The 25,208-nt window shown below is 63.0% G+C and carries 18 protein-coding genes; 14 read left to right on the forward strand and 4 right to left on the reverse strand.

Going from position 1 to position 25,208, the window contains the following annotated elements; genetic code table 11:
- Positions 1–407 (reverse strand): dihydrofolate reductase family protein (locus JF616_15540; protein MBW8889167.1); only part of this gene is annotated, 407 nt, incomplete at its 3' end.
- Between the two features lie 289 nt (positions 408–696).
- Between JF616_15540 and JF616_15545 the strand changes: the two genes are divergently transcribed.
- Positions 697–2,409, forward strand: a complete 1,713-nt coding sequence (locus JF616_15545; GenBank protein ID MBW8889168.1) for a DEAD/DEAH box helicase — start codon at positions 697–699, stop codon at positions 2,407–2,409.
- Between the two features lie 78 nt (positions 2,410–2,487).
- On the opposite strand, the gene JF616_15550 is transcribed toward JF616_15545, so the two are convergent.
- Positions 2,488–4,590, reverse strand: coding sequence for a hypothetical protein (locus JF616_15550; protein MBW8889169.1), 2,103 nt, complete (start codon positions 4,588–4,590; stop codon positions 2,488–2,490).
- Between the two features lie 262 nt (positions 4,591–4,852).
- Between JF616_15550 and JF616_15555 the strand changes: the two genes are divergently transcribed.
- Positions 4,853–5,317, forward strand: a complete 465-nt coding sequence (locus JF616_15555) for a hypothetical protein (GenBank protein MBW8889170.1) — start codon at positions 4,853–4,855, stop codon at positions 5,315–5,317.
- 14 nt (positions 5,318–5,331) lie between these two features.
- Here JF616_15555 and JF616_15560 read toward each other — a convergent pair whose 3' ends face one another.
- On the reverse strand, positions 5,332–6,237 hold the full coding sequence (locus JF616_15560; GenBank protein MBW8889171.1) for a DUF72 domain-containing protein: 906 nt from the start codon (positions 6,235–6,237) through the stop codon (positions 5,332–5,334).
- A gap of 190 nt (positions 6,238–6,427) precedes the next feature.
- On the opposite strand from JF616_15560, the gene JF616_15565 reads away from it, so the two are divergent.
- From JF616_15565 to JF616_15600, 8 genes are all read left to right on the forward strand, one after another.
- Complete coding sequence (locus tag JF616_15565; protein MBW8889172.1) at positions 6,428–8,551, forward strand: bifunctional rhamnulose-1-phosphate aldolase/short-chain dehydrogenase; 2,124 nt, start codon at positions 6,428–6,430, stop codon at positions 8,549–8,551.
- Positions 8,552–8,557: 6 nt separating this feature from the next.
- Entirely contained in the window at positions 8,558–10,033 is a 1,476-nt protein-coding gene (locus tag JF616_15570; GenBank protein MBW8889173.1) for a rhamnulokinase, read from the forward strand.
- A 223-nt stretch (positions 10,034–10,256) separates the two neighbouring features.
- On the forward strand, positions 10,257–11,852 hold the full coding sequence (locus tag JF616_15575) for a GntR family transcriptional regulator (GenBank protein ID MBW8889174.1): 1,596 nt from the start codon (positions 10,257–10,259) through the stop codon (positions 11,850–11,852).
- Positions 11,853–13,336: 1,484 nt separating this feature from the next.
- Positions 13,337–14,710: a chitobiase/beta-hexosaminidase C-terminal domain-containing protein gene (locus JF616_15580; protein MBW8889175.1), complete on the forward strand. Its 1,374-nt coding sequence runs from the start codon at positions 13,337–13,339 to the stop codon at positions 14,708–14,710.
- Positions 14,711–14,888: 178 nt separating this feature from the next.
- On the forward strand, positions 14,889–15,659 hold the full coding sequence (locus JF616_15585) for a (Fe-S)-binding protein (GenBank protein MBW8889176.1): 771 nt from the start codon (positions 14,889–14,891) through the stop codon (positions 15,657–15,659).
- A 50-nt stretch (positions 15,660–15,709) separates the two neighbouring features.
- On the forward strand, positions 15,710–17,140 hold the full coding sequence (locus tag JF616_15590; GenBank protein ID MBW8889177.1) for an iron-sulfur cluster-binding protein: 1,431 nt from the start codon (positions 15,710–15,712) through the stop codon (positions 17,138–17,140).
- A gap of 25 nt (positions 17,141–17,165) precedes the next feature.
- Complete coding sequence (locus JF616_15595; GenBank protein MBW8889178.1) at positions 17,166–17,765, forward strand: lactate utilization protein; 600 nt, start codon at positions 17,166–17,168, stop codon at positions 17,763–17,765.
- Positions 17,766–17,839: 74 nt separating this feature from the next.
- Entirely contained in the window at positions 17,840–18,274 is a 435-nt protein-coding gene (locus JF616_15600; GenBank protein MBW8889179.1) for a hypothetical protein, read from the forward strand.
- Here JF616_15600 and JF616_15605 read toward each other — a convergent pair.
- Positions 18,243–18,959: a phosphoribosylanthranilate isomerase gene (locus tag JF616_15605; protein ID MBW8889180.1), complete on the reverse strand. Its 717-nt coding sequence runs from the start codon at positions 18,957–18,959 to the stop codon at positions 18,243–18,245. The two genes, JF616_15600 and JF616_15605, sit on opposite strands and share 32 nt — an antisense overlap.
- Before the next feature lie 92 nt (positions 18,960–19,051).
- Between JF616_15605 and JF616_15610 the strand changes: the two genes are divergently transcribed.
- The 4 genes from JF616_15610 to JF616_15625 all read left to right on the forward strand — a co-directional run bounded on the left by JF616_15610 (position 19,052) and on the right by JF616_15625 (position 25,092).
- Positions 19,052–20,143: an ABC transporter ATP-binding protein gene (locus JF616_15610; protein MBW8889181.1), complete on the forward strand. Its 1,092-nt coding sequence runs from the start codon at positions 19,052–19,054 to the stop codon at positions 20,141–20,143.
- A gap of 65 nt (positions 20,144–20,208) precedes the next feature.
- Entirely contained in the window at positions 20,209–23,055 is a 2,847-nt protein-coding gene (gene polA, locus JF616_15615) for a DNA polymerase I (protein MBW8889182.1), read from the forward strand.
- Between the two features lie 154 nt (positions 23,056–23,209).
- The gene (gene yidD / locus JF616_15620) at positions 23,210–24,430 is read left to right on the forward strand and encodes a membrane protein insertion efficiency factor YidD (GenBank protein ID MBW8889183.1); all 1,221 of its coding nucleotides are present in this window, start codon (positions 23,210–23,212) and stop codon (positions 24,428–24,430) included.
- Positions 24,427–25,092 (forward strand): hypothetical protein, encoded by a 666-nt coding sequence (locus JF616_15625; GenBank protein MBW8889184.1) that lies wholly within the window; start codon positions 24,427–24,429, stop codon positions 25,090–25,092. The genes yidD and JF616_15625 overlap by 4 nt, the downstream gene beginning before the upstream one ends.
- Positions 25,093–25,208: the final 116 nt, after the last annotated feature.

Below are 25,208 nucleotides of genomic sequence, written 5' to 3' on the forward strand. Positions count from 1 at the left end.
CGATGCGGAGCCAATTGCGCCACCAGGCTGCCGCTACCCAGGATGACCATGTCGGTGGGCCCTGCCTTCAGCTTCCGGATCGCGCCTAGGAGATCCTCCTTGATCAAACGGGTATTGGCCCAATCGACCTTGGGCAGAGTGCGCGAGAAGACGATCTTGGACCGCGAGTTCATGCGCTCGGCGACCACGGGCATCATCTTGGCCGCCATGGGCGTGGGCCAGAAGGCGGCCATCTCCTGATAGGTGATCCGGCCGAATACCAGCATCCCGCCCCCGCTGGCATTGCCGGAAACGAAGTCGGTCCATTCCTTGTCGTTGGGATCCTTGCGCGCGAATTCCATCTTCCCGTGCACGTCGGTGAAGAATCCGTCCAAGGAGATGTTTTCGAAAACCTTCAAGGTGGCCATAGCGTTCCCTTTCGTCCGGAGAGCAACCAGGCGGAAAATAAACTTTAGGGAGTAAGGCCGCTATCGCGGGTCCGGGATCCTGGGCCGAGGGGAGTATCGCGCCCCGGTCGCGACGGCTTAGCGGAGTTATGGGGAGTGGGGCCGGAATTCAGGGTCTTTGGGGGATAGGTCCGGGTCGAACGCGCAGGATACGGGCGATAAGGGCGTTTCGATTTACCTACGGCCGGCTTTTTTTTATCATGCACGCCCTGCTTCGCCCGGAAGGCTTGCAGCCATAGCCGGGAGTCTTATGTCGAAAGTCCTTTTCACCGAGTTACCCTTGTCCCGCGAAGTGCTGAAAAGCATCGAGGAAATGGGATTCGAAACCGCCACCGCCATCCAGGGCGAAGCCATTCCGCCCATCATGGAAGGCCGCGACGTGATCGGCCAATCCGGCACCGGCACCGGCAAGACCATCGCCTTCGCGGTTCCGGCCGTAGAGAAAATCGACGGCGCCAATTCCGCCCCGCAAGCCCTTATCCTTTGCCCCACGCGGGAATTGTGCATCCAGGTGGCCGAGCAGGTGGGCAAGCTGGGGAAGCATACCAAGGGCCTGCGGGCTTTGCCCATTTACGGCGGCCAGGCCTACGATAGGCAATTGTTCGGATTGAAGCGCGGTGCGCAAATCGTCATCGGCACGCCCGGGCGGCTCATCGATCATCTCGAACGCGGTTCGCTAAAGCTCGATCAGGTAAAGCTGGTGGTGCTGGATGAAGCCGACGAAATGCTGGATATGGGCTTCCAGGAAGACATGGACAAGATCCTGGAACGGGTTCCCGAGGATCGCCAGACCCTGCTCTTCTCCGCCACCATGCAGCCGGGCATCCGCCGCTTGGCCCAGCGCTATCTGAAAAATCCCCTGGCCATCAAGTCCACTCCCGAGAATCTGGCCATGCCCGCCATCGAGCAGGCCTATATGGAAGTGCGCGGGCCGCTCAAGCTGGAAGCGCTGGCGCGCGTGCTCGACTTCCATCGCGTGAAGCTCGGCATCGTGTTCTGCAATACCCGCATAGGCGTGGACGAACTGGTTCAGCATCTGCAGGCGCGCGGCTATTCCGCCGAAGGCCTGCACGGCGAGCATAAGCAGGCCATGCGCGACCGCATCATGGCGCGCTTCCGCAGCCGGGCCGTGGAAATCCTGGTCGCCACCGACGTGGCGGCCCGCGGCATCGACGTGAAGGACATCGAGATGGTGGTCAACTACGATCTCCCCAAGGACGAAGAGGATTACGTCCACCGCATCGGCCGCACGGGCCGCGCGGGCAAGAGCGGATTGGCCCTGAGCTTCGCGTCGGGCAAGGACCTGTTCCGGCTGCGCAACATCGAACGCTTTTCCAAATCCAAGATCACCCGCCGCGCGGTTCCGACCCTGGACCAGGTGGAATCGGCCCAGCATTCCGTGCTGCTCGACAAGGTGCGCGAGACCGTGGCTGCCGGCGGGCTGGAGCGCTATGCGGCCCTGCTGGATACGCTTTCCGAAGGCGAGATCTCGGCCTCGGACGTAGCTTGCGCGTTACTGAAGATGGCTTTGCCCGATGCGCCCGCGCGCGCGACCAAGGGCGAGGACGCCTTTCAGGGGGGCGGTTTCCCGGGCAAGTGGGAAGGCAACGGCAGGAGCGGCGGAAGCGACCGTGACGACCGCGGCGACCGTTTCGGCAAGGGCGGCAAGCCCTTCAAGGCTCGCGACGCCCATACGGGCCCGGATTCGCGCTTGTTCTCCGGCGGCATTCCGGCCCAGGTTTTCCTGAACGTGGGCCGCTTGCAAGACGTGCGCCCCAAGGATATCCTCGGCGCCATGGCGGGGGAGACCGGTTTGCCGGGAACCGCCTTCGGCAACATCAACGTGCAGTCCAAGCATACCCTGGTGGAAGTGCCGGAAGACCAATTGGAAATGATCCTGGAGAAGCTCAAGAAGGTGCGCATCAAGGGCGTGCCCGTTAAAGCGCGCAAGTCGGAGTTCTGAACCGGCTTCCGCCGTTTCCGGAGCCCGCCTTTCCGCTTTGCCCCTGCGCACGCACGGGAGGCGAGGGTGGCGAAGATCCTATATCGGCGCGAATGCCCGGATGGACTCCCACAAAAACCGCCCCATCTCCGGCGTGTAGATATCGCTGTGCGCTCCGCCGCCTTTCCCGTAGGGCCGCTCTTTCACGATGCTGGAAACGTCGATGGTGAATATCCTCCCCTTGACGTCCTTCGCCTCAGGGTTCCATCCCCGCTTCGGATCATATTGCCGTCCCTTCTCCCGGTAAGGCCAATCCCAGGAATTCATGCCGTCGGCGCCGTCCTTGTAGATGACGGGCCAGAAGGACTCCTGGTGCTGCAAGCAGAATTCGTTCCCGATTTTCCCCCCCATATGGTGGGCGCCGGTGACGTAGGCCGCGACCGGATTGGCCTTGTCGTTCTCGGCCCATGTGAAAATGAATCGCGTGGGCCGCTTAACCAATTCGGAATAGGGCGAACCTTCCTGCCATCCGCTGGTGAGCGCGCCCGTAGCCACGAATCGGTTGGCGCTGACGGCCCCCTGCAACCCGACGAACAGGTCGATTTTCTTGGCCGTCGTGTCCGCCAGCGAAGCGTGAACGATTGGGTCGTGAGGCTCCGGAACGCCCTTGATCCAATCGGGGTCGCTCGCGACGGCGCGGGTCAGAACGCGGGACCCGAAGCTATGGCCGATCAGGATCAGGGGGACCTTATGCCGGACCTTCAGCGGCTCCAGCACCCGCTTCAGCAGATAGGACCCCCAGACCAATCCGGTTTCGTCTGCATCCCCGGCCTTGGAAACGTAGCTCAGCGGTTTCAGGTAGCTCCATTCCGAAGGCCAGCTTATCCCGATGACGAGGGGACGGAACGGCTTTCCGCCGCCTAGCTTGTCCGCCGCTTCGGCCAGATACCCCATCAGGCTGTTATAGTTGCGGATCGATTCCTGCTGATCCGTATTCCATCCCATGCAATAGACCAGGATATGGGTATACGGCTTGGCTTTCTCCGGATCCGCCGACGTACCTGGTTCCGGAGGCGGAGCCTCCGCTTCCGCCATCTTCGATTCCAACCGCTCCCGCAGGGCATTTAGTTCGGTGAAACTGCGTGTGAATGCATGATCATATCGTGCGCTTTCATAGATGTTGTAGAGCATATTGGTTCGCACCATTTCGGCATTCGGGGCGGACTTGGCATCCCGGGTGCCCGGATCGCGGTCTTCGAATTCGACGATATGGGAAACGAAGGTACGCCGTCGATCATTCAGCAAGGCCGCGATTCCCTTGACGCCCTTTCCCGCCGCCGCCACGTTGTCGCCCGGAGGCACGTCGATCAGATACCGGTTGGTCTGTTCCACTCCGATCAAGTAGCCGGGAAACCGGAACGCCAGCCCGAAGGGCTCATCGGCCATGCGGTGGAAGACCATGGCGTTCCACTCGCGGGTCCCCAGGCGGTATTCCACCAATCTGCGATAGCGGCTCAACAAGGTATCCTTGTCCAAGGAAGCGGTGTTCTTCAGCTGCGCGTCCCGGCTTTCGTTTTTCCGCATGGCTTCGATCTGAATCGTCTTCTGCTGCAACTCCGAGCGCTTCTCGCGAAACAGGACTTCATACCAAGCCCAGGATCCCACGATAATCACCAATCCGGCCAAAGACCCGAACAGCATCGGTGAGATGAACCCATAAGCCTGGACGGCCAGGATGATGAGCCAAACGCATAACGCCGCGGCCAGGATTGAGCCATAGAAGACCGCGCAAGGCAGAACCACCTGGGCGTTCGGAAACCATTGGGGTTTGAAGTCGATCCCCAATAGATGGGGCAAGGCTTTCTCGCCCAATTGCTTGGGGAGGGCGTATAAGATGAGGACGGCAAGGGCCAGTATCAGCGTCTGCGCCCCCACCTTGATGAGCGTGGTCCAGATTTGGCCCCATGCGAATGCGGCACTCCGCGAATCGGAACCGACATGGGCCACTCCGGATCCCGCGTAAGCCGTCTTCCACCAAAAGCACAGGATCCCAACCGAGATGAACGCAAATCCCCCCCAGGCGATCACTTTGTACCATGCCGGCGCCTGCTGGGAAAATCGGTACGCAAGCACGCACATGAATGCGAAAACAATCCACCCGATAAAGGTCGCGATTTGGGAATAGTAGGATGTCATTTTCATGAACCAACTTTCTCCGGAAGCATCCGGGGGAGTTCAGCCAGTATCTTCCCATACTCGGACCGTCTTATGCAGCAGGATGACGCGACCTGGAGGCGATTCGACGACCCCTTTGCGTGGCGCGGACGCTCCCTTTCTGAGAGCAGAATGCAGCCTCATCCTCTTTTCCTTCCCCGGCCCTATCGTTAGGTTTTAACGGAAGGAATCGGGAGGCTTCCGGTCTCCCGCGAATCATGCCCCGGAATCGGGCGAGCGAGGAGGGAAGATGGACGCGAAACGGATACGGATGACGGCGGCGGCCCTGGGCGGAATTCTGATCGCGGCAGGGTTGGGGGCCTGCGTCGAAAGCGGTAAGGAGCCGGAGCAATGGATGGGCGTGGCGCGGAACACCTGCGGCCCCGCGGACGGGCCCGCGCTCGAAGTAGTGATCCGCGAAACAGGCACCGGCGGCTGCGCCGACACCGGAACCATCCAAGCCCGGCTCTTTCTGGATCGGCAACAGGTCGATTCCCTCGGTTCCGGCAAAAGTTTTCTGGATAGCGAGATGGTTTGCCAGTCAGGCGCTTGCCAATCGGCGGCGCTATACCGCCTCCAAATCGAATCCGCGGATGGAAAATCCGCCCAGGGAATCCTGGAGGTGCGCGAAAAGGCGGCGACCGGTAGCGAGACGGTGAAGCGGGTTCATGTGGATCTCACCAAGTGCCCCTCCACGATCCAGATGTGCGGATAGGGACGGCCGCGACCCTATAAGGCCAGCCGGGGTTCTTCTTCGTCGGTAAAGAGGCGGGGAATGCGGATGTCCAGGCCCGTGCGGGCTTTGAGACTGCGCAGGAAATGGACCGCCAGGTCGGCCGTTCCGTCCACGGGATCGAAATGGGGAAAGAAGTAGGCTTCGCGTAGGCCTTTCCCCATCCAGGCGGCGATCCGCTCCGCCCAGTCGTCCAAGCGGCGATGATCCGATTCGCCGCCATCGTGGCCATTGACGCGGATGAAGGCCCAGGGCGCCGTCAGCCGCATGTGGATCACGTCGCGGCGGCCCGGCGCATCCGTGATCACCATCGCGGCTTTATTTTCTTCTAACAAGCCGGCCAGCCGATCGGTCCAGGCCGGGTTCCGGAACCAAGCCGGATGGCGCACTTCCACCGCCAGGGGGAAGGATGGGCGCGCGATCGCCAGCAGGTTCGCGAGTTCGGGAAAACGGCTGGGGCCTAAGGCTTCCGGGAATTGCAACAGTACGGCGCCCAGGCGATCGTCGAAGGCGGCGAAGTCGCCGCATTGCCGCGTGAAGATCGCGTGGACGGCATCGAGGTTGGGGGCGAGGGTGACGTCCCTCGTGAACTTGGGGCAGAAGCGGAAGCCGGCAGGAACCGCGGCGGCCCAGGCCCGCGCCCGCCCGGGATCGAAACCGTAACCCGTCGAATTCAGTTCCGTGGTATCGAACGCCCGCGCGTATGCCGCCAGCCGTTTTGCCTTGGGGGTGCCCGGCGGGCAAACCTTTCTGGCCAGGGCATCGTCCTGCCAGACCGGGCATCCCGCGTAGATGCGAGGCGAGCCGAACGGGTTACCGGGCAGGATGCGCGCGTTCCCGGGGGCATCCGCAGGCAGGCGGAGATCCATCCCGGGCGAATCGGCGGACTTTCCGAATTCCATCGGTAGGTAAAATGCTTAATCCCGCGGCGGAATGGAATCGGATAATGCGCTGGGGAGCCTTGAGACTCTGGAATCGCCGGAAATACGGGAAGTCATTGTGCGCTCCAATCGGTCCACGGTGCAGGCTGGGCCTCCGCGGAAAATCGGATTACCTTCACCTGCGGCCGCCACGCCCGGCCGAAGGAGCCAGATGAATACCGCCGTCAAGTCCGCCACCGCCTCCGCCGGCCGGTCCACCGTCATTCCCCATCGCTGGGACGATAAGGCCGCCCAAGGTTTCACCGAAGAGCAACTCCTGCTCTACCGCAGCAATCTGCTCGGCTCCGACTTGCGGGTGACCAATTACGGGGGCGGCAACACTTCGGCCAAGGTGGCCATGAAGGATCCCCTCACGGCCAAGGAAACCGAAGTCCTATGGGTGAAGGGTTCCGGCGGCGACATCGGCAGCATGAAGCTGGACGGCTTCTCCACCTTGTACATGGATAAGCTGAACGCGTTGAAAGCCCTGTACCGCGGCCTCGCCCATGAGGACGAAATGGTCGGCTACCTGCCGCATTGCACCTTCAACCTCAACACGCGCGCGGCCTCCATCGATACGCCCCTGCACGCCTACGTTCCCCAGAAGCACGTCGACCACGTGCATCCGGACTCGGTGATCGCCATCGCCGCCAGCAAGAACGGCGAGGCCCTCACGCAGAAGATCTTCGAGGGCGAACTGGGCTGGATCCCGTGGCAACGTCCCGGTTACGATCTGGGGCTCAAGCTGGAAGCCATGTGCAAGGCCAAGCCGAACCTCAAGGGCATCATGCTGGGCGGCCACGGGTTTTTCACCTGGGGGAAGACTTCCAAGGAATGCTATCAGAATACCTTGCGCGTGATCCAGAAGGCGCAGGACTACATCGACGCCAAATCGACGGCGGCCCCTTACGGCGGGCCCAAGGTGGCGGCCCTGGCCCCGGCCGCCCGCGCCGCTTTCGCGTCGCGCATCATGCCCGCCCTGCGCGGCAAGCTCTCGAAGCTGTCCCGCAAGGTCGGCCATTTCAACGACTCCCCCGAAGTGCTCGACTTCGTCTGCTCCAAGCAAGGCAAGGCCCTGGCGGCCCTGGGCACGTCCTGCCCGGACCATTTCCTGCGCACCAAAATCTTCCCGCTCTTCATCGACGTGGATCCGGCGCAAGCGCCCGTCGATATCCTAATCGCCGATTTGGATAACCGCCTGGAAGGCTATCGCAAGGAGTACGAAGCCTATTACGACCGCTGCAAGCGGCCCGCTTCCCCCGCCATGCGCGATCCCTATCCGGTCATCATCCTGGTGCCGGGCGTGGGGATGTTCTCCTTCGCTTCCGACAAGGCCACCGCCCGCATCGCGGGAGAATTCTACGTCAACGCCATCAACGTGATCCGCGGGGCCGGCGCCATCGACGAATACGTGGCGCTGCCGGAGCAGGAAGCCTTCGACATCGAGTACTGGGCCCTGGAAGAAGCCAAGCTACGCCGCATGCCGAAGCCGAAATCCCTGGCGGCCCGCATCGCCCTCATCACCGGCGGGGCGGGCGGCATCGGCATGGCCTCGGCCAAGCGCTTGCTGGACGAAGGCGCGGTGGTCTGCCTCACCGATATCGACGCCGAAGGCTTGCAACAGGCCCAAACCGATCTGGCTGCCAAGTACGGCAGGGACGCGGTGCGCGTGGCCGTCTGCAACGTGACGGACGAGGGTTCGGTGATCGAGTCCCTGGCGGTTTGCGCGCGCGAATTCGGCGGCGTGGACATCCTGGTCAATAACGCCGGCATCGCTTCGGCCGCGGCTTACGAAGAAACCTCCCTGGAACTCTGGAACAAGAACCTTTCCATCCTCGCCACCGGCTACTTCCTCGTCTCGCGCGAGGCCTACAAGGTGATGCTGGGGCAGGGGATGGAAGCCTCGCTCATCTTCATCTCCAGCAAGAACGGATTGGCCGCGTCCCAAGGCGCATCCGCCTATTGCACGGCCAAGGCCGCGGAGATCCATTTAGCACGGTGCCTGGCTTTAGAAGGCGCTCCCAAGGGCATCCGCGTCAACGTGGTCAACCCGGACGCCATCATCCGCGGGTCCAAGCTTTGGCATAGCTCGTGGCGCAAGGAGCGCGCGGCCGCCAACAAGATCAACGAAGATCAGATCGAGGAACATTACCGCCAGCGCAGCATGCTGAAACGTAACGTCTTCCCCGAGGACGTGGCGGAAGCGGTGTATTTCTTCGCCAGCGATGCCAGCGCCAAGTCCACCGGCAACATCCTCAACGTGGACGCCGGCAACGTGCAGTCCTTCCCCAGGTAAGCGGCCATGGAAAAGCATTACCTCGCCATCGATCTGGGGGCCGAAAGCGGCCGCGTCATGCTGGGTTCCCTCGCGGAGGGTAAGCTGAACGTGGAGGAAATCCACCGCTTCCCGAATACGCCCGTTTTCATCCGGGGGACCTTACGCTGGGATCTGCTCGCCTTGTTCCACGGGGCCAAGGCCGGCCTCAAGAAGGCCGCCGATCGGGGTATCGCCATCAGCGGGATCAGTACCGATGCCTGGGGGGTCGATTACGTCTTGACCTCCAAGAACGAGCCCATGGTGGGCCAAGCCTTCCATTACCGCGACGAACGCTTGGACGGGGCTCCCGAAAAGGTTTTCACGCAGGTATCCGCGGATCGCATTTTCGCCGAGACCGGCATCCAGTTCATGCAGATCAACACCCTGTACCAGCTCTGGACCGACGCGCGCACGCGCCCGGAAGTGCTGGAGTGGTCCGAACGTTTCCTCATGATCGGCGACTTCTTCAACTATCTCTGCTCGGACCGGTTGGTCGGGGAAGCCACGCTGGCCAGCACCTCTCAGCTTTATAATCCCGTGAAGCATGACTGGGCCTGGGATCTGATCGCCGCGCTCAAGCTGCCGCGGAAATTGTTCCCCGAGTTGGTGCGTCCGGGCACGCGCCTGGGCCCGCTCTCCCGCGAGGTCGCCCTGGAAACCAATCTCAAGCAGGTCGAGGTGATCGCCGGCTGCTCCCACGACACCGCCGCCGCCGTAGCCGCCATTCCCGGCCAAGGCGAGGATTGGGCCTTCCTGAGCTCGGGCACCTGGTCGCTCTTGGGCACCGAGCTTCCGGCCCCCATCATCAACGCCGACAGCCGGCGTTACAATTTCACCAACGAAGCCGGCTATGCCGATACCATCATGTTCCGCAAGAACATCGTGGGGCTATGGATCGTGCAAGAGTGCAAGCGCGCCTGGGAAGCGATGGGCAACGCATACGGCTACGACGACCTCACCGCCATGGCCGAGGCCGCCGCGCCTTTGCGCAGCCTGATCCGGCCGGAAGACGCGCGTTTCGGGAAACCGGGCCGCATGCCGGGGAAGATCACGGACTATTGCCGCGAAACCGGCCAGCCCATCCCCGATTCCCCCGGAGCCTTCATCCGTTGCGTGCTGGAAAGCCTGGCCCTGTTGTACGGGAAGACCCTGGCCGAGTGCGCCGCGGTCACCGGCCGTTCCTTCCGCACCCTGCACGTGGTAGGCGGAGGCAGCCGCAACCGGCTCCTCAATCAGCTCACCGCCGACGCGGTGGGACTGCCCGTGCTGGCCGGCCCGGTGGAAGCCACCGCCATCGGCAACCTGCTCATCCAAGCCAAGACCCTGGGGCATGAGGCGGGGGACATCCGCTCGGTGGTACGCCGATCCTTCCCCGTGGAGACCTTCGTCCCGGGCGAATCGGGGCCCTGGAGCGGTGCCGCCAAGCGCTTCGAAGCCTTGCCGGTGGACGGCACGGTTTAATCCTTCCGGAGAGACGGCCTCCTTTAAGGCGGCCGCCTCCTTTCCGACCGCCGGTAATTTTTCAACGGCCGAGATCGCGGTCGATTTCCATCGGTAAACGAATTCTTTCCGACTCCTCATGCGAGGGATTTGCTTTTGGAGTAAATATGTAACTTGATATAATACGGTGTTTCCGTGATTCCAGACCCGGAGTAATCGCCTGTTCACTAAGACCCATCCGGCCGTGCAAAAATCCCTGGCCTACGTCCGCGGAGAGATCAAAGGCGGAGCCTGGTCTTTAGGCGATCGCCTGCCTCCCATCCGCATGCTGGCCCGTCAGGCCCAGGTTTCGGCGGCGGCCATGTGCGAAGCGCTGGGGATGCTTAAGGGCGAGAACCTGGTGACCATCGTCAAGAACCGCGGCGCCTACCTGGGCCATCCCCCCGCGGACGGGCGCAACGGTTTCCAAGCCGCGCGCCCGGGGGAATCCCAGCGTTGGCAGCGGCTTAAGATCCAGATCGAAAAGGATATTTTCAACGGCCAGTTCGCCCCCGGCGAAGCCATGCCTTCCCTGCGCGATCTGCAAAAGGCGTACGCCGTATCCTACAAGACCTTGCGCAAAGCCATGGAGGCAATCGCCTTCGAAGGCGTGGTCGTGCCCCACAAGAAGACCTATATGGTACCGCACCTGCGCCGCGCGCACGGCACCCTGGTATTCATCAGCGCCCCCGAGGCCGCGACCAAGATCATCTGCGGCGGCTATCCCGTCACCGAATTCCTTTCCACCCTGCGCCGCGAAGGCGGCAAAAGCATGATCAACGTCACGGTGGTTCCTTTTGATCCCGAGCGCCGCCGTGCCGTGTTCGGCAACCAGTTGGCTTTGCTGAGGGAAAAGCATTCCGTGGTGGGATACATCCTGTGGGCGTCCCTGCTGCCGGAACGGAAGCTGGAGCAGGCCCTGCAGACCTTGCGCGAGGCGGTGCGTCCTGAGCCTTTGCCGGTGGAAGGCCCCCACTTGCGCAGCGGGGACGGCAAGGCCGGGATGGAAAAGCCCGTGGCCGTGGTGGACACCACTTGGGACATGGCGGTGACCAACACCCTCCATCATCAGGCCGATCTGGCGGGCTGGGCCTTCCGCACCTTCACGGTGGCGGGCATCGCGGGCGGGCGCCAGGTGGGGCAATACCTGCTTAAGCTCGGGCACCGCAAGGTGGCCTTCCTCTCTTACTGCCATAAGGAACTCTGGTCCCAATACCGGTACCGCGGCCTGTTCCAGAGCTTCCAAGGCGCCGGCTTCGGCGACGGGGTGCGCAAGTTCGTGATCGAAGAGGTGGACGATCGCTTCCACGCCTTGCCCGGCCCGGATGATTTGGAAGAGTTCCGCAAGCAGGCGGACGGCTTCATGGCCTCCGCCCTGGCCGCGGGGACGGGGTATTACGCCGGTTACGCCTTGGAGCAAATGTCCGGTTCCATCTGGAACTACATCCATCAGCTCAAGATGGCCGCCCGCGTGGAACCCATCCTGGCGGCCGCCCTGCAGGAACCGGGCCTCACCGCCTGCGTGGGGGCCAACGATCGCATGGCCTTGCTGGCCCGGGATCATTTTTCCAAGCGCGGCTTGCGCATCCCGCGGGACATGTCCTTGATCGGTTTCGATGACAGCAAGGCCGCCACCGACAACGATCTCAGCAGCTACAGCTTCACCTTCTCCGAAATCGCGCGCAAGATCCTGGCCTACGTGCTTAGCCCGCGCCAGCGGGTCCATCAGCAGGAGGGGAACGTGGTGGAGTGCGATGGGCTCCTGATCGAACGCGGCTCCAGCGGGCCGGCCCGGGGCTAAATAAACTCTCACTCCTTAACTACCTGACTTCCCGCCTTGGCCTGCCGGATCGGATTCGGTGAAAACGGACGCGGGCCCAAGCTTCCCTAACGCGAGAGAAACGCCTTAGATGCGCTTTATACGCCGATTAAAAATCCCCGTGCGCCCTATATTAGGACTGTCCATCCGACATTGACAGAGCTCGGCTCCCAGCCGGGCATCGGAACGGGCACGGAGGTCGACCGGTGAAAGCTCGCATCTTATTCTTTGCTGCCTCGATATTGATCGGTTTCAATTTCGGGCGGGGGCAAGCGGTCAAACGTTGCGACCTGCTGATCAATTCCACGCCCGGCGCCGGCGCCGATACCGCGTGCCTGGACTTGGTCGCCCTCACCCAAACCGGCGGGCCCGCCATCCAGGTCGGGAACAACGTGACCCGCATCAGCAATGCGGGCCTGAAGCTATGCGCCAACGCCTTCAAGGTCAGCTCGGGCGGCTCGGCGGACATCGTGTTCATCTACGATAACAGCGGCAGCATGTGGAGCAACCGCGCCACCATCGACACCGTCGCGAAGGACACCACCTTCTGGGACGCGACCGGTTGCAATGGGACCGGCACCCCGATTAACTATGCGGTCCAGGATACCGATTTTACCCCTGTGGCCGGTAATCCGCCCCAGACCCTGGTGAAAACCATTCCCGTCCTATCCAGCGCAACGGCTTGCCGCGAATACGCGGGCGATCCCTACAATGCCCGCGGAGTGGTAATCCGCAATGCCATCAAGTACCTGGCCCAGAAGGCCCCCACCTCCACGGTGGGCTCGGTGGGTTTCGCGCAGACCACCGCATTCGAGCAGCCACCTTTACAATTGAACGACCCGGCCCGGGTCGCCCAGGCTACAGGCATGATCCGGTTGGACAGCATCCCGACCACGAACTACGCGCCGCCCTTAAAGCTCGCGAAGACCTGGCTTAGCGATACCACCCTCGTCAAGAACACCAGGCACGCCATCGTCTTCATCTCCGACGGCATCGCGTCGGATGGAAACTCAGGCTTGAATCTCGTCGACTCGACCACGCCGGTTTACAGCATTTTCCTGGGCAAGAAACCCACCTCGGATACGGTGAGCCTGAAGCAGCTTTCGGATAAATCGGGCGGGCTCTTCTTCCGGGTCGATCCCAGCAAGCCGGCCGCCATCCAGGTGGTGATGGACAGCATTATCCGGAAAATCACCGAGACCAGCATCCCCAAATCCATCGCCATCACCAACACCACCCTCGGGCAAACCTCGGTGGCGGGACCGATGTCCATCGGCGCCGGCGGGAATCTCGTCATCACCCTGGATAGCATCATCGCCTTGACCCAGGGGAAGAACGATTTCTCCGTGACGGTGACGAAATCGGACGGGACCGTAGGCAAGTACGCGTTCACCGTCAAAGCCGACGGCGCCGCCGAGCCCCAGACCACGAAAACCACCCAATGCTACGATCCCCCGGCCCTGACCATGCTGAATTCCCAGGGGCTAACGGACCCGCAGTATTCCCTCACCGCGACCTCTTATACCATCAAGCTCACGCGCTCGCCCTCCGACGTGGGTCCCGTAATCGTTACGGCTATCACGAAAGATTCCCTGGCGACTCCCGGCTGGGGCGACGCGGAATCGGTGACCTTGGCGGCCGCCGGCGCTTCCGGAGGCGCGTCGGTGTACCAAAGCCCGTATCCGTTCAATGGCTTAAGCGCCAAGCCCACGGCTGCCAACGGGACCTTGGAGGCCGCCGCCGGGGGGCAAATCGTATTGAGCTGGGTTTATCCCCGGGATACCCGCGACTTCGCCACCTACACCTTGCCCGGAAGCAAGATGCTGGTGACCCAACCGCCCACCGCCAATCCCCCCGGGGCCACCTTCACCAGCTTGGATCCGGATATCCCCGTGACCCTCGTCCCCGGGGAAGCGGGCTCGGTCATCCATTACACCCTGGACGGATCCATTCCCACCGCCAGCAGCCCGGTGTACGCGGCGCCCATTCTCGTATCTACCACGATGACCATCAAGGCCATCGCGATCAAGCCCAACCAAATCAACAGCGCCGTCATGGTGGCGGTCTTCACCGAAACCCAGGCCGCCAAGGTCGCCATGCCGGTCGCGACTCCGCCGGGGGCGTCGAACGCTTCGCCTAACGTGTATACGATTTCGCCCTTGGCGGTAAGCCTGACGGACGCCACACCCGGGGCGACCATCCACTATTCCCTGGACGGAGCGGCATGGGCGGACGGCGCGGCCTTGAACGTGACGAAGAGCTCTACCTTGAGGGTATACGCCACCAAAGTGGGACTCTACCCGAGCGATACCCTGACCCTCCGCTTCGATTACCAGGCGCCCAGCGACGTGACCGTGCTGTTTCCCGACGGGGGCAAAAACCCCGGAGCCACGGTTATCCCGGTGCCGACGTCCCCTGCGAACGTCATATTCATCCCGGTCGGTAGGACCGGCACGGCCTTACCCGGTAACGCGAACGGGAAGTGCGGGGGTTGCGTGGCGGGGAACGGTACGACCATCGTGGGGCCCATCATCAACCTGGACATTCCCGGACCCGTGGACTATGAGTTCAAGATCTTTTCGAACCTGGGCGAGTTCCTGGTCGGCGGCGCCGGCAAGGTGGAGGCGGCGGACATTCCCTTGCTGGCCTCCGCCGCGGACGGCATGCGCTACCGCCTACGCATCATTTGGACCGGCCGTTGCCAGAATCAGGAAAAAGCCGGCACGGGCGCTTACATCCTGAAAACCCTCATCCGCAACTCGGAAAATCCCAAGACGGCGGCGCAGTCCCCGCTGCAGAAAAAGCTCATCGTTTTCGGATACGAAAGGCACGGCATCTAGGAGCCCTCCTTTCGAAGGGGGGTACGGCTTGCTTGCGGCTGAGAGGGCGCGGCTAAGAAATTCCGGAATTACCTTCTCTCCGGAAGGCAAAAATCCCTGGACGAACGCTGGATTCGCATCGTTCGCGATTGGATACCTTTGCCCCGTGCCCTCGTCCTGAAAGCGCGGGCCGCATCCCATGCCCAAGCCTTCCAAAGTCCAACTCTTCCATACCTGCATCATCAACGAAGTCTATCCCGAGGTGGGCTTGGCGGTGGTCAACGTGCTGGAGCGACTCGATATCGCCGTCGAGGTGCCTTTGAACCAGACCTGTTGCGGCCAACCCGCTTTCAACGGGGGCTTCCATGCGGACGCCCGTAAGGTGGCCCGCCTGACCGTGGACATCCTCTCCGCCACCAAGGGGCCCATCATCATCCCGTCCGGGTCCTGCGGGGATATGCTTACGCATCAATACCACATGCTCTTCGCCGACGAGCCCGCCTACCTGGAAAAGTCCCATGCCCTGTCCGAGCGCTGCCATGAGTTCTCCATGTTCCTGGTCGATGTGCTGGGGATCCGCGATCTGGGGGCGCACCTGCGGGCCTCGGGACCCGGCGTGGCCGCCCCCAAGTCCGCCTATCATCCTTCCTGCCATCTCCTGCGCGGGCTGGGGGCCAAAAGCCAGCCGCAGACCTTGCTGGCCCAGGTCAAAGGCCTTGCCTGCGCCGAGGTGAAGGATCAGGAAGAATGCTGCGGCTTCGGCGGGATGTTCTCGGTGAAGAACTCGGCCATCTCGGGCGCGATGCTGGAGAACAAGATGCGTAACCTGGAGGCCTCCGGGGCGGAGACGGTGATCAGCTGCGATATGGGATGCCTGCTCCACCTGGCGGGCGGACTGCACCGGAAAGGCTCTACTCTCAAGGTAAAGCACCTCGCGCAAGTACTGGACGAGGGGATGTCGGGACGATGAGCTTCCCTGGGTTTTCCATGGGCTTTCTATAAGCATTTTATGAGCATCTTATGAGCCATTTCCTCGACCGCGTCGAAACCGCCCTGCGCGATCCCGACTTGAAGACGGCCCTGGGTAGGGCCACGGAGCGCTTGGGCTCCCGACGCTCGGTTTCCCTCGACTCCTTGCCCGACTCCGATGCCGTGCGCGACATGGCGCGCCGGGCCAAGCTTGGACTATTGCGCGATCTGGCCGGCAACCTGGAGACCTTCGAGAAGAACCTGATCAAGAACGGCGTCCAGGTGCATTGGGCCGAGGATGGCGCCGCCGCCAACCGCATCATGGTCGATATCGCCAAGAGCCGCGGCTGCAAACGCGCGGTCAAGTCCAAGTCCATGGCCACCGAAGAGACCCATCTCAACCACGACCTGCTGGAGGCGGGGCTGGAGGTGCTGGAAACCGATCTCGGCGAGTACATCGTGCAATTGGCCGAGACCACGCCTTCCCATATCATCCTGCCCATCATCCACATGACCAAGGAAAGCATCGGCAAGGTCATGCACGAGAAGATCAAGGTGCCTTATACCAGCGACCCGGAGAAGCTGGCCAAGATCGCGCGGGCCAAGCTACGGGAAGCCTTCCTGTCCGCCGACCTGGGGATCACGGGGGCCAATTTCGGGGTCGTCGATTCCGGCGCCCTGGTCCTGGTCAGCAACGAAGGCAACGCGCGCCTGGTCACCACCCTGCCGCGCGTCCACGTGGCCGTGATGGGCATCGAGAAGCTGGTGCCCTCGCTCTCCGACCTGGATCTGATGATCAAGATTCTGGCGCGTTCGGCCACCGGGCAGAAGATCACCACCTACACTTCCCTGGTCACCGGGCCGCGCCGCGAAGGCGAAGCCGACGGTTGCCAGGAAATGCACGTCATCCTCCTCGACAACGGCCGCAGCCGCATCCTGGGCGGCCCGCTCGCCGAAATCCTCGGGTGCATCCGCTGCGGCGCCTGCCTCAACGCCTGCCCGGTCTATAAGAACGTGGGCGGCCACGCTTACGGCGACACCTATCCCGGCCCCATCGGATCCATAGTAACTCCGGGGTTACGGGGGATAAAAGCCTGGAAGGAACTGCCGGACGCCAGCTCCCTATGCGGCGCCTGCCGCGACGTCTGCCCCGTGCGCCTGGACATCCCCCGCATGCTATTGGAACTGCGCAAGCAAGCCGTCGACGAGGCGAGCATCCCTTGGGCCTTGCGCATCGGGCTATGGGGATTCGGGGTGGCCGCCTCACGGCCCTGGCTGTACCGCGCCGGCGCCGGGCTCTTCCGCTGGGCCTCAGGCCTGATGGCCAAGAGCGGCTGGATCCGGAAGCTTCCGGGCCTGGCCGCGGGTTGGACCCGCTCGCGCGATCTGAAAGCGCCCGCGCCCAAGTCCTTCCAGGAACTCTGGCGCCAACGTCCCGTACGTCCGGCCCCCGCCGGCAAGGAGGCCGCCCCTGTCCGCTGACGCCCGGCTCGCCATCCTGGCGCGCGTGCGCCAGGCCCAGATCCGCGCCTACCTCCCCGAATCGCCGCATGGGCTGCCGGCGCGCCTGGCTTATCCGGCCACGGTTCCCGCGGCCCGCCGCGCGCGCTTTCTGGAAGAGCTCAAGCTGCTCGGGGTGGAAGCCTTCGTCGAAGAGGACGATGCGGGCGTGCGCGACCGCGTCAAAAACCTGATCGCCGGCAAAGCCATCCTCAGTTGGGATCCCGATCAGCTTCCCTATGGGGCGGGAGAAGCCTTGCAAGGGGAGGCGGTCTCCTTCGGCCGCGATCCGCGGGAACAACAGGCCCAGGCCGATATCGGACTTACGGGCTGCGAAGCGGCCTTGGCGGAGACCGGCAGTTTGGCCATGGTGTCAGGACCCGGTCGGCCGCGCACGGCTTCCTTGCTGCCGTTAACCCATATCGCCCTGATCCGCCAGGCCGATCTTATGCAAGGCATGGGCGAATTCTTCGAACGCTATCGGCAAAGCGCCGTTCTGCCCTATCTGGTTTTCATCACCGGGCCCAGCCGCACCGCCGACATCGAGTTGTCCTTGACCTTGGGCGTGCATGGTCCCGGAAAGCTGATCCTGATCCTGGGCCCGTAATTTTCCGTCCCCAGTCCCGTACTTGGCCCGATCGCAGTCTTGACTCGCGGCCCCGCGCTATGCGGAAATGGACCATGCCTTCGCAGCCCGTCCTCCGCATGGCCGCGGTCCTGGCCTTGGCCCTCATTGCCCTGAGCGCCTTGGCTTTGGCATCGGGCATGGCCCTCTCCGGTTGCGCGGCTTCGGGGTCGAGCGCTTCCGATTCCCATGTCGAGCCGGAGTGGCGCCTGGTCCCCGAGGGTACGGCCCTGGGGCAACGCAGGCAGTTCTTCCTCTATGGGCGCCACCTCGATAGCGTACGCGTTTCGGCCCCGCCCAGCGTAAGCGTGGAGCAGGGCGCTCCGCGTTCGGGAGGCCACGCCTTGCCCATGTATCTGACCGTAAACGCTTTATCCAAGGATTCCCTCGCCAAAGGGGAGTCGGTGGGCGGGCGCGAAATCCAGGTCAAGACCGCGGACACCTCCCTCACCTTCAAGCTCAAGATCGTGGACGAGAGCCTGCCGCGTTGATCGCGTTGAAGGCGTTAATCGCAGTCAGGCAAGTTTTCACCTTCGCCAGATCCTTCTTCCCCGGCGCGAACTCCACCTTGCTGTTCAGGTCCACCGCGAAGGGCTTGGCCTGCAAGGCGTCGGCGAGATTTTCCGGCCCTAACCCGCCGGCCAAGATGACGGGCAAGGGCAGGGGATGGGCCTTGAGCAGATCCCAATCGAAGGCCTGGCCGGTCCCGCCGAACGATTTGCCCGCCGCGGTATCGACCAGGAAATAAGCCAGGGGCGCCGCTAAGCCCCGCTCGCCTGCGAGCGCCCGCTCGCCTGCGAGCGCCGCTTCCAGGCCAGCTTTAAGCCCACCCCAATCGGCCAAGCGCGTATGCGGAATGGCCTTGATGACGGGCAGGGGCATCCGCCGTACGTAATCCCAATCTTCGCTCCCATGCAGCTGGATCCAAAGAATTCCGGTTGCTTTCGCGACGGAAATCACATGATCGACAGGCGCGTCCACGAAAACGCCCACCGGCTGGGAACGCGCCAGAGCCCGGACCATGGGCGCGGCGGCCTCCGGCGTTACATAGCGGGCGCTGCCGGGGTGGAAATTGAATCCGATCCAATCCACGCCCAGGGCATCCAAGGCGGCAGCCTCGCCGGGTTCGCGAACGCCGCAAATTTTTACTCGAACAGGGTCGGTTTCGGAGTGCATAAGCCGTTTGCCAAACTAACGAATTAATGGATTTTTTCCTAACTTTCCCCTAGGTTAGGGCTCCTATGGGGCATTTCGGGGGAATTCCGGCTATGAGCGAAATGAAGAAGATTGCGGCCCTGGAAGGCGTGGTTTTCAACTACCCCGCGGGGAACAACGCCTTAGACAAAATCACCATGGATTTGCGCCAAGGCGAAATCATCGGCTTGGTGGGGGCGAACGGCGCGGGGAAAACCTCGCTCATGAAGATCCTCGCCGGCTACATGGATAAGACCGACGGTAGCATCCTGTACAACGGCCGGCCCATCGAGGATTTCTCCAACAAGCGCCTGCACGAATACGTGAACCTGGTGGAACAGAATCCCGAAAGCCAATTGGTGGGCCCCACGGTCGAGGACGAACTGGCCCGCGCCTGCCGCTTGATGGGCTACGAGGGCCGCGTCATCCGCGAGAAGGTGGACTTCGTCCTCAAGCTGGTGCGCATGAAGCAAGCCAAGGAATGGTACTTGGACGAGATGTCCGCCGGCGAACGCCGCCGCATCGCCCTCGCGCTGGCCCTCATCGCCGATCCGTCCATCCTGCTTTTGGACGAGCCGCTTTCCGATCTGGATTTCGTGGGGGTGAGGGATGCCATCGCCACCCTGAAGGAACTCAAAGGTCGGGGTCTGTGCGTGGTGGTTTCTTCCCATCGCCTGGAGGATATCCTGGAGCTGACCGATCGCGTGGCGGTTCTGGGAGAAGGCCGGCTGCTCATGATCGACGAGCCGCAGAAGGTATTGACCAACGAAGAGATCCTCAAGCTCGCCGCCTTGACCTTGCCGGCCTTGCCGCGCCTGTTCCTGCGCCTGAAGGCCGAAGGCATCCTCGCCTCCGATAAGCTGCCCTTGAACATGGACGAAGCCGTGGCCCGCATCAGGGAAGCGGTGGACCTCCGCCTGGAAGCTTCCCAGGGCTTCGCGCCCGGTAATGAATTGGATAAGACCCAGGTGTTGCCGGCGAAGATCGTCGCCGCTGCCGCCGCGACTCCGGCCCAAGCGCCGATGGCAGAAGCGCCCGCTTCCTCAGAAGCGCCCGCTTCCTTGGAAGCGTCGGCTTCGGAATCCGCATCGGACCCCTCGGTTTCCGGCGGCCAGCCGCAGGCTCAGGATTCGGCGAATCCCATTACCTCCAAACTCGCCATTTGACCCTTTCCATTTGACCAGAGCCCGGCGCGCCGGGCATATGGGATCGCAACTCCACCGGGGCCCGCATGGAATCGCTATACCTCATCGACGTGATGGCGCTGGCCTACCGGTCCTTCTTCGCCTTCATCAACAATCCGCTTAAGAAGGGCTCCCAGGAAACCTCCGCCCTATTCGGCTTCGCATCGCATAGCTTGCGCCTCATCGCCGAATGCAAGCCGACCTATCTGGCCTACGTCCGCGATCTTCCCAAGCCCACCTTCCGTCACGAGCTTTACAAGGAATACAAGGCGCATCGCAAGCCCATGCCCGATTCGCTCATCAGCCAGTTGCCCCTGATCGACGACTTCGTGGCGAAAAGCGGGCTCCGCACCGTGGCCCTGGCCGGCTACGAGGCCGATGATTTGATGGCCGCCTTGGCCTGCACCGCGCGCGAGCGCGGCATCAAGACCTATATCGTCACCCGCGATAAGGACATGATGCAATTGGTGGACGATCGCGTGTTCCTCTTCGAGCTGGGCAAGGCCAAGCAGGATTCCATGATCGTCGGCGCCGAGCAGGTGAAGGAAAAGATGGGCGTGCCGCCCGAACGGATCGTGGATTACCTGTCGCTTATCGGCGACGCGTCGGACAACGTGCCGGGCGTGGCCAAGGTGGGCCCCAAGACCGCGGTGGAATTGCTGGAAACCTACGGCACCTTGGAGCGCATCTACGAGAACGTGGAGAACATCTCCAAGAAGGGCCTGCGCGAGAACTTGAAAGCGGGCCGCGAGAACGCGTTCCTCTCGAAGAAGCTGGTGACCCTGGATTGCGACGTGAAGTCGCCGGTGGCCTTGGAGGATCTTCGCTACCAAGGGGTGAACGCGGAAGCCACCACCGCTTACCTGATGGAATGGGAATTGAAATCGCTGGTCCGCTTGGTACCGGGCGGGGCGACCGCCGCAAAGTCCGCCACTGCCGGCCAAGCCGCCCTGGATCTGCCCAACCTCGCCACCGCTCCCGGCACCGCGCCCGCGGCCGCCATCGCGCAGGAAGTCGCCGAAGCCGCGGCCGATTATCCCGAGGAGCGGCCCGAGCCGGAGGCCCGCTATGAACTCGTCGATACGCCGGAAGCCCTGACGGCCCTGGCCAAGCGCCTGGAGGCCGCCGGCCGCATCGCGGTCGATACCGAGACCACCGATTTGGACAATAAGGTCGCCGCCTTGGTGGGTCTGTGCCTGTCCATCGAAGCCCATGCGGGCTATTACCTGCCCGTCGGCCACGTGGAAGGCCGCAACCTGCCCCTGGCCCTGGTGAAGGACGTTCTCGCTCCCATCTTCGCGGAGCCGACCAAGCTGCTGCTCTTCCATAATTCCAAGTACGACATGCCCATCCTGCGGCGGAACGGATTGCTGGCGGCCGATTTCGCCTGGCCGGGCACGCCCGAGCGCCGTCTGGCCGACACCTTGGTGGCCGCCCACCTAGCCAATCCCGGCGAGCGCAATCTATCCCTTGACGATCTCTCCCTGCGCCTGTTCGGCCACGAGATGATCCCCATTGAAGCGCTGATCGGCAAGGCCGCGCGCGGCCAAAAGCAGAAGAACTTTTCCGAGACCGCCATCGCCGACGCCTGCAAGTACGGGGCCGAGGACGCCGACATCACTTTCCGTCTGTGGGAGTATTACGAAAAGGAATTGCGCGAGAAGGGCCAGATCGATCTCTACTTCGACGAGGAGATGGCCCTTACCCCCGTGCTAGAGGCGATGGAGGGAAAGGGCATCACCCTGGACGTGGAGACCCTCAACGTGCTCTCGGGAAAGTTGGATACGGAGATCCACCGCCTCGAGAAGGAGATCCATGCGGCTGCGGGGGAGGAGTTCAACATCGGTTCGCCCCAGCAATTGCAGGTGATCCTTTTCGAGAAGCTGGGGCTCAAGTCGGGCAAGAAGACCAAGACCGGATTTTCGACCGATGCCGACGTGCTGGGCCGCCTGGAGGGCGAGCATCCGATCATCTCCATGCTGCTGGACCATCGCGAGTGCACCAAGCTGCAAAGCACCTACGTGGAGGCGCTGCCGCAGCTGGTGCATCCCAAGACCCATCGCGTGCACACCAATTATTCCCAGGTCATCGCCGCGACCGGACGCCTATCCAGCATCAATCCGAACCTGCAGAATATCCCCATCCGCACGGAACTGGGGCAGGCCGTCCGCAAGTGCTTCACCGCCTCCGCGCCCGGCCGTCTTTTGCTTTGCGCCGATTACTCCCAGATCGAGCTACGCCTCTTGGCCCATCTGTCTGGCGATCCCGCGCTTCGCGACGCCTACCAGCGGGGGTTGGACATCCACGCCCGCACCGCCGCCAGCCTTTACGGGGTTACGGAAGACAAGGTGACCGCGGACATGCGGCGTAACGCCAAGGTGGTGAACTTCGGGGTGCTTTACGGCATGGGCGCGCATCGCCTGGCCAACCAGCTCCGCATCCCCCGCGCCGAAGCCGCCCGCTTCATCGAGAATTACTTCGGCGCCTTTACCAAGGTGGATCAGTACATCACCGATACGGTGAACAAGGGCCGGCAATCGGGATACGTGGAAACCCTTTCGGGCCGCCGCCGCTACCTGCCCGATCTGCATTCCGAGAACCGCATGTTGCGTGAGAACGCCGAACGCATCGCGGCGAACACCCCCATCCAGGGCAGCGCCGCCGATCTCATCAAGCTGGCCATGATCCGGGTTCATAAGGACCTTTCCGATTCCGACCTCGACTGCGACATGCTGTTGCAAGTACATGATGAATTGGTCTTCGAAGTGGCTGAGAAGGACTTGGACGCCGCCTCCGCGCTTATCAAGCGGGACATGGAAGGCGCCATGCGGTTGGAAGTGCCCCTGGTGGTGAGCTTCGGCAGGGCGTTCAATTGGTTGGAAGCGCATAGCTAGCCCCCCAGGGGCACCATAACCGCTGGTCCTTGACCGGAGCGCTCCTCCGGGTTGCCTCTGTGATAAGGGTGCTGCCTTTCCAGGCAACCTGCTATTACTTACCTTCCGACCCGGACCCGATTCTTTCCGAACACTTCCGTTTTTCGAGGGTATTTTGCGCCTTTCGCGCTATTCCTTGCCTACGCGGGTCCTCCCATTGGCCCTGGCGCTGGCCGTTTTCCCTTTCCGGACCGCCTCGGCCGCCGAGGAAACCGGCGAAGCCTACGGGACCGGCCGCAATGCCGTGCTGGATCTGTACCAGGATTTCGTGTCCCCCGCCCGGGGCAGTCGCTGCGGCATGCATCCGTCCTGCTCGCAATACGCCAAGCTCGCCTTCGCCAGCCTCAATCCGGTGGATGCCTACCTGGCCACCATGGACCGCCTGATGCGATGCACCCAGGATGCCGGTACGTATCCGGCGCGTTATGTGGGCGGCCAGCGCCTGTCTTACGATCCCGTTTCCGCGCCCCCGGCCTTGGAGGAAGCCATCGTTCCGCCCGCTTCCCCGGCGGCCGCCTCGGCGCCCGCGGGCGAAGCCGCTCTCCCCGGCTGGCTGGAAGGCCTGGATTTCCCCTCGGACGCATTCGCCGTCTATGCCCGGGCCTACGCATCAGCGGCCGATCCGCAGGGCCGGGAGGCGGCGTTGCGGGGAATGTCCCGTTGCCTGCGCCACCGCGGCGACTACCGGGGGTTGGGACGCTTGCACCGGTTCGTGTTGGCCCACGAGCCGGGCTTGGCCTCGTTAGGAAAGGATCTTTACGCGGAGGAAGCGGCCGCCCTCTTCGATGCGGGCGAATATGAACGCTCCCTGTCCGTGCTACGCTTGCGCGCCTCCCGTCCCGAGGACCCGGACTTCGCGCGCGTACAATTGCTCCGCTGCCTGGACCTGGCCCGCCTACAGCGCATGCATGATCTCACCGCCGCCACAGCCCCGCTCTCGGGCCCCGATTACGGCAAGGCGGCTGAGGGCCTGCGCGCCCTTCCCGCGGCCGTCGACGCGTTGCCGCGTAAAAAGCCTGCCTTGGCCGGCATGCTGTCGGCGGTGATTCCGGGAGCGGGTTATGCCTATGCGGGTCGGCCCGGCGCCGGATTCGCGTCCTTCCTCATCAACGGCCTTTTCTTCTGGACCGTTTCCGAAGCCGTCCTCCATCGCAACTACGCCATCGCCGCCACGGCCGGGGCGTTGGGAGCCGGATGGTACGCGGGAGGGATCCGGGGAGCCTACCATTCGGCCCAGCAGGAAAACTACCGCGCCCGCCAGCAGGCGGCCGACGGCCCCGTGCAAACGGGCTACGATGCCTTCGAGCGCAATGAACCCACAAGGAGCGAATTATGAACCGGAAAAACCGCATCTTTTTCTTCCTCTCCCTGGCCTGCGCCGCCTTCTGCCATGCGGAAGGCGGAAACCCGGTCCCGGGAAAGGTGACCGTAACTCAAGTCGAGGCCGCCGACGGATCGGGACGGCATTTCGCCTTGGTCGACGCCGATGACAAAGCCATCAAAGCGAGCCTGCTCCAGGCGATGAGCAAGGAGTTTCCCGGGCAAGTGTACGTGGAAGCCGCGAAGGACGGGCCCCGGCAGGGACCGATCCTTTACGCGGAAAGCCATAGCGGATCCATGCAGCATTCCAAGGCCGGTCGCGATCTCGGGATTGGCGTGGCCATGTGCGCGGGAGCCTGCCTCTTCGTGCAGGCCGCGGGCGAGGATGCCGATAAGGTTCATGGGGATGGCTTGTTCGTCCAGGCGGGGAGCAAGGTGGTCACCGGCGGCGCCGCGGTGATTCCGTGCGCCTTGGGGGGCTTGGGCCTGGTTTTCCTCGGGCGTAGCGCCATCGAAGCGTTCCTCCCGGGGGAATCGGAGAGCCAATCCCCGAAAACCACCGAGACGATCCTGGCGGAAGGACGATTCCGGAAACTGGGAAGCTACGCTTTCGACGCGTCCCTCCCGGCGGAGGATCTGAAGTCGCAGGTCCTGCTCTACTGCGCCTCGACGATTTAGAATCCCTAACTTAAGGGGACAATTAGGCCGAAGGCCGTCCCGCCGAATCCTTGCTAGATTTTCCCGCTCGCCGCGGATGCCTTAGGGCCGCGGCAGCGAGGACGTTCCGTTTGGCC

The sequence above is a fragment of the Fibrobacterota bacterium genome (genome assembly GCA_019509785.1).
Lineage (GTDB): Bacteria > Fibrobacterota > Fibrobacteria > UBA11236 > UBA11236 > Chersky-265.

Bases quoted from the DNA above. Each gene is read 5' to 3' on its own strand.
- JF616_15545 (MBW8889168.1), top strand. From the start codon at position 697: ATGTCGAAAGTCCTTTTCACCGAGTTACCCTTGTCCCGCGAAGTGCTG.
- JF616_15550 (MBW8889169.1), bottom strand. From the start codon at position 4,590: ATGAAAATGACATCCTACTATTCCCAAATCGCGACCTTTATCGGGTGG.
- JF616_15555 (MBW8889170.1), top strand. From the start codon at position 4,853: ATGGACGCGAAACGGATACGGATGACGGCGGCGGCCCTGGGCGGAATT.
- JF616_15560 (MBW8889171.1), bottom strand. From the start codon at position 6,237: ATGGAATTCGGAAAGTCCGCCGATTCGCCCGGGATGGATCTCCGCCTG.
- JF616_15565 (MBW8889172.1), top strand. From the start codon at position 6,428: ATGAATACCGCCGTCAAGTCCGCCACCGCCTCCGCCGGCCGGTCCACC.
- JF616_15570 (MBW8889173.1), top strand. From the start codon at position 8,558: ATGGAAAAGCATTACCTCGCCATCGATCTGGGGGCCGAAAGCGGCCGC.
- JF616_15580 (MBW8889175.1), top strand. From the start codon at position 13,337: ATGCTGAATTCCCAGGGGCTAACGGACCCGCAGTATTCCCTCACCGCG.
- JF616_15585 (MBW8889176.1), top strand. From the start codon at position 14,889: ATGCCCAAGCCTTCCAAAGTCCAACTCTTCCATACCTGCATCATCAAC.
- JF616_15590 (MBW8889177.1), top strand. From the start codon at position 15,710: ATGAGCCATTTCCTCGACCGCGTCGAAACCGCCCTGCGCGATCCCGAC.
- JF616_15600 (MBW8889179.1), top strand. From the start codon at position 17,840: ATGCCTTCGCAGCCCGTCCTCCGCATGGCCGCGGTCCTGGCCTTGGCC.
- JF616_15605 (MBW8889180.1), bottom strand. From the start codon at position 18,959: ATGCACTCCGAAACCGACCCTGTTCGAGTAAAAATTTGCGGCGTTCGC.
- JF616_15610 (MBW8889181.1), top strand. From the start codon at position 19,052: ATGAGCGAAATGAAGAAGATTGCGGCCCTGGAAGGCGTGGTTTTCAAC.
- polA (MBW8889182.1), top strand. From the start codon at position 20,209: ATGGAATCGCTATACCTCATCGACGTGATGGCGCTGGCCTACCGGTCC.
- JF616_15625 (MBW8889184.1), top strand. From the start codon at position 24,427: ATGAACCGGAAAAACCGCATCTTTTTCTTCCTCTCCCTGGCCTGCGCC.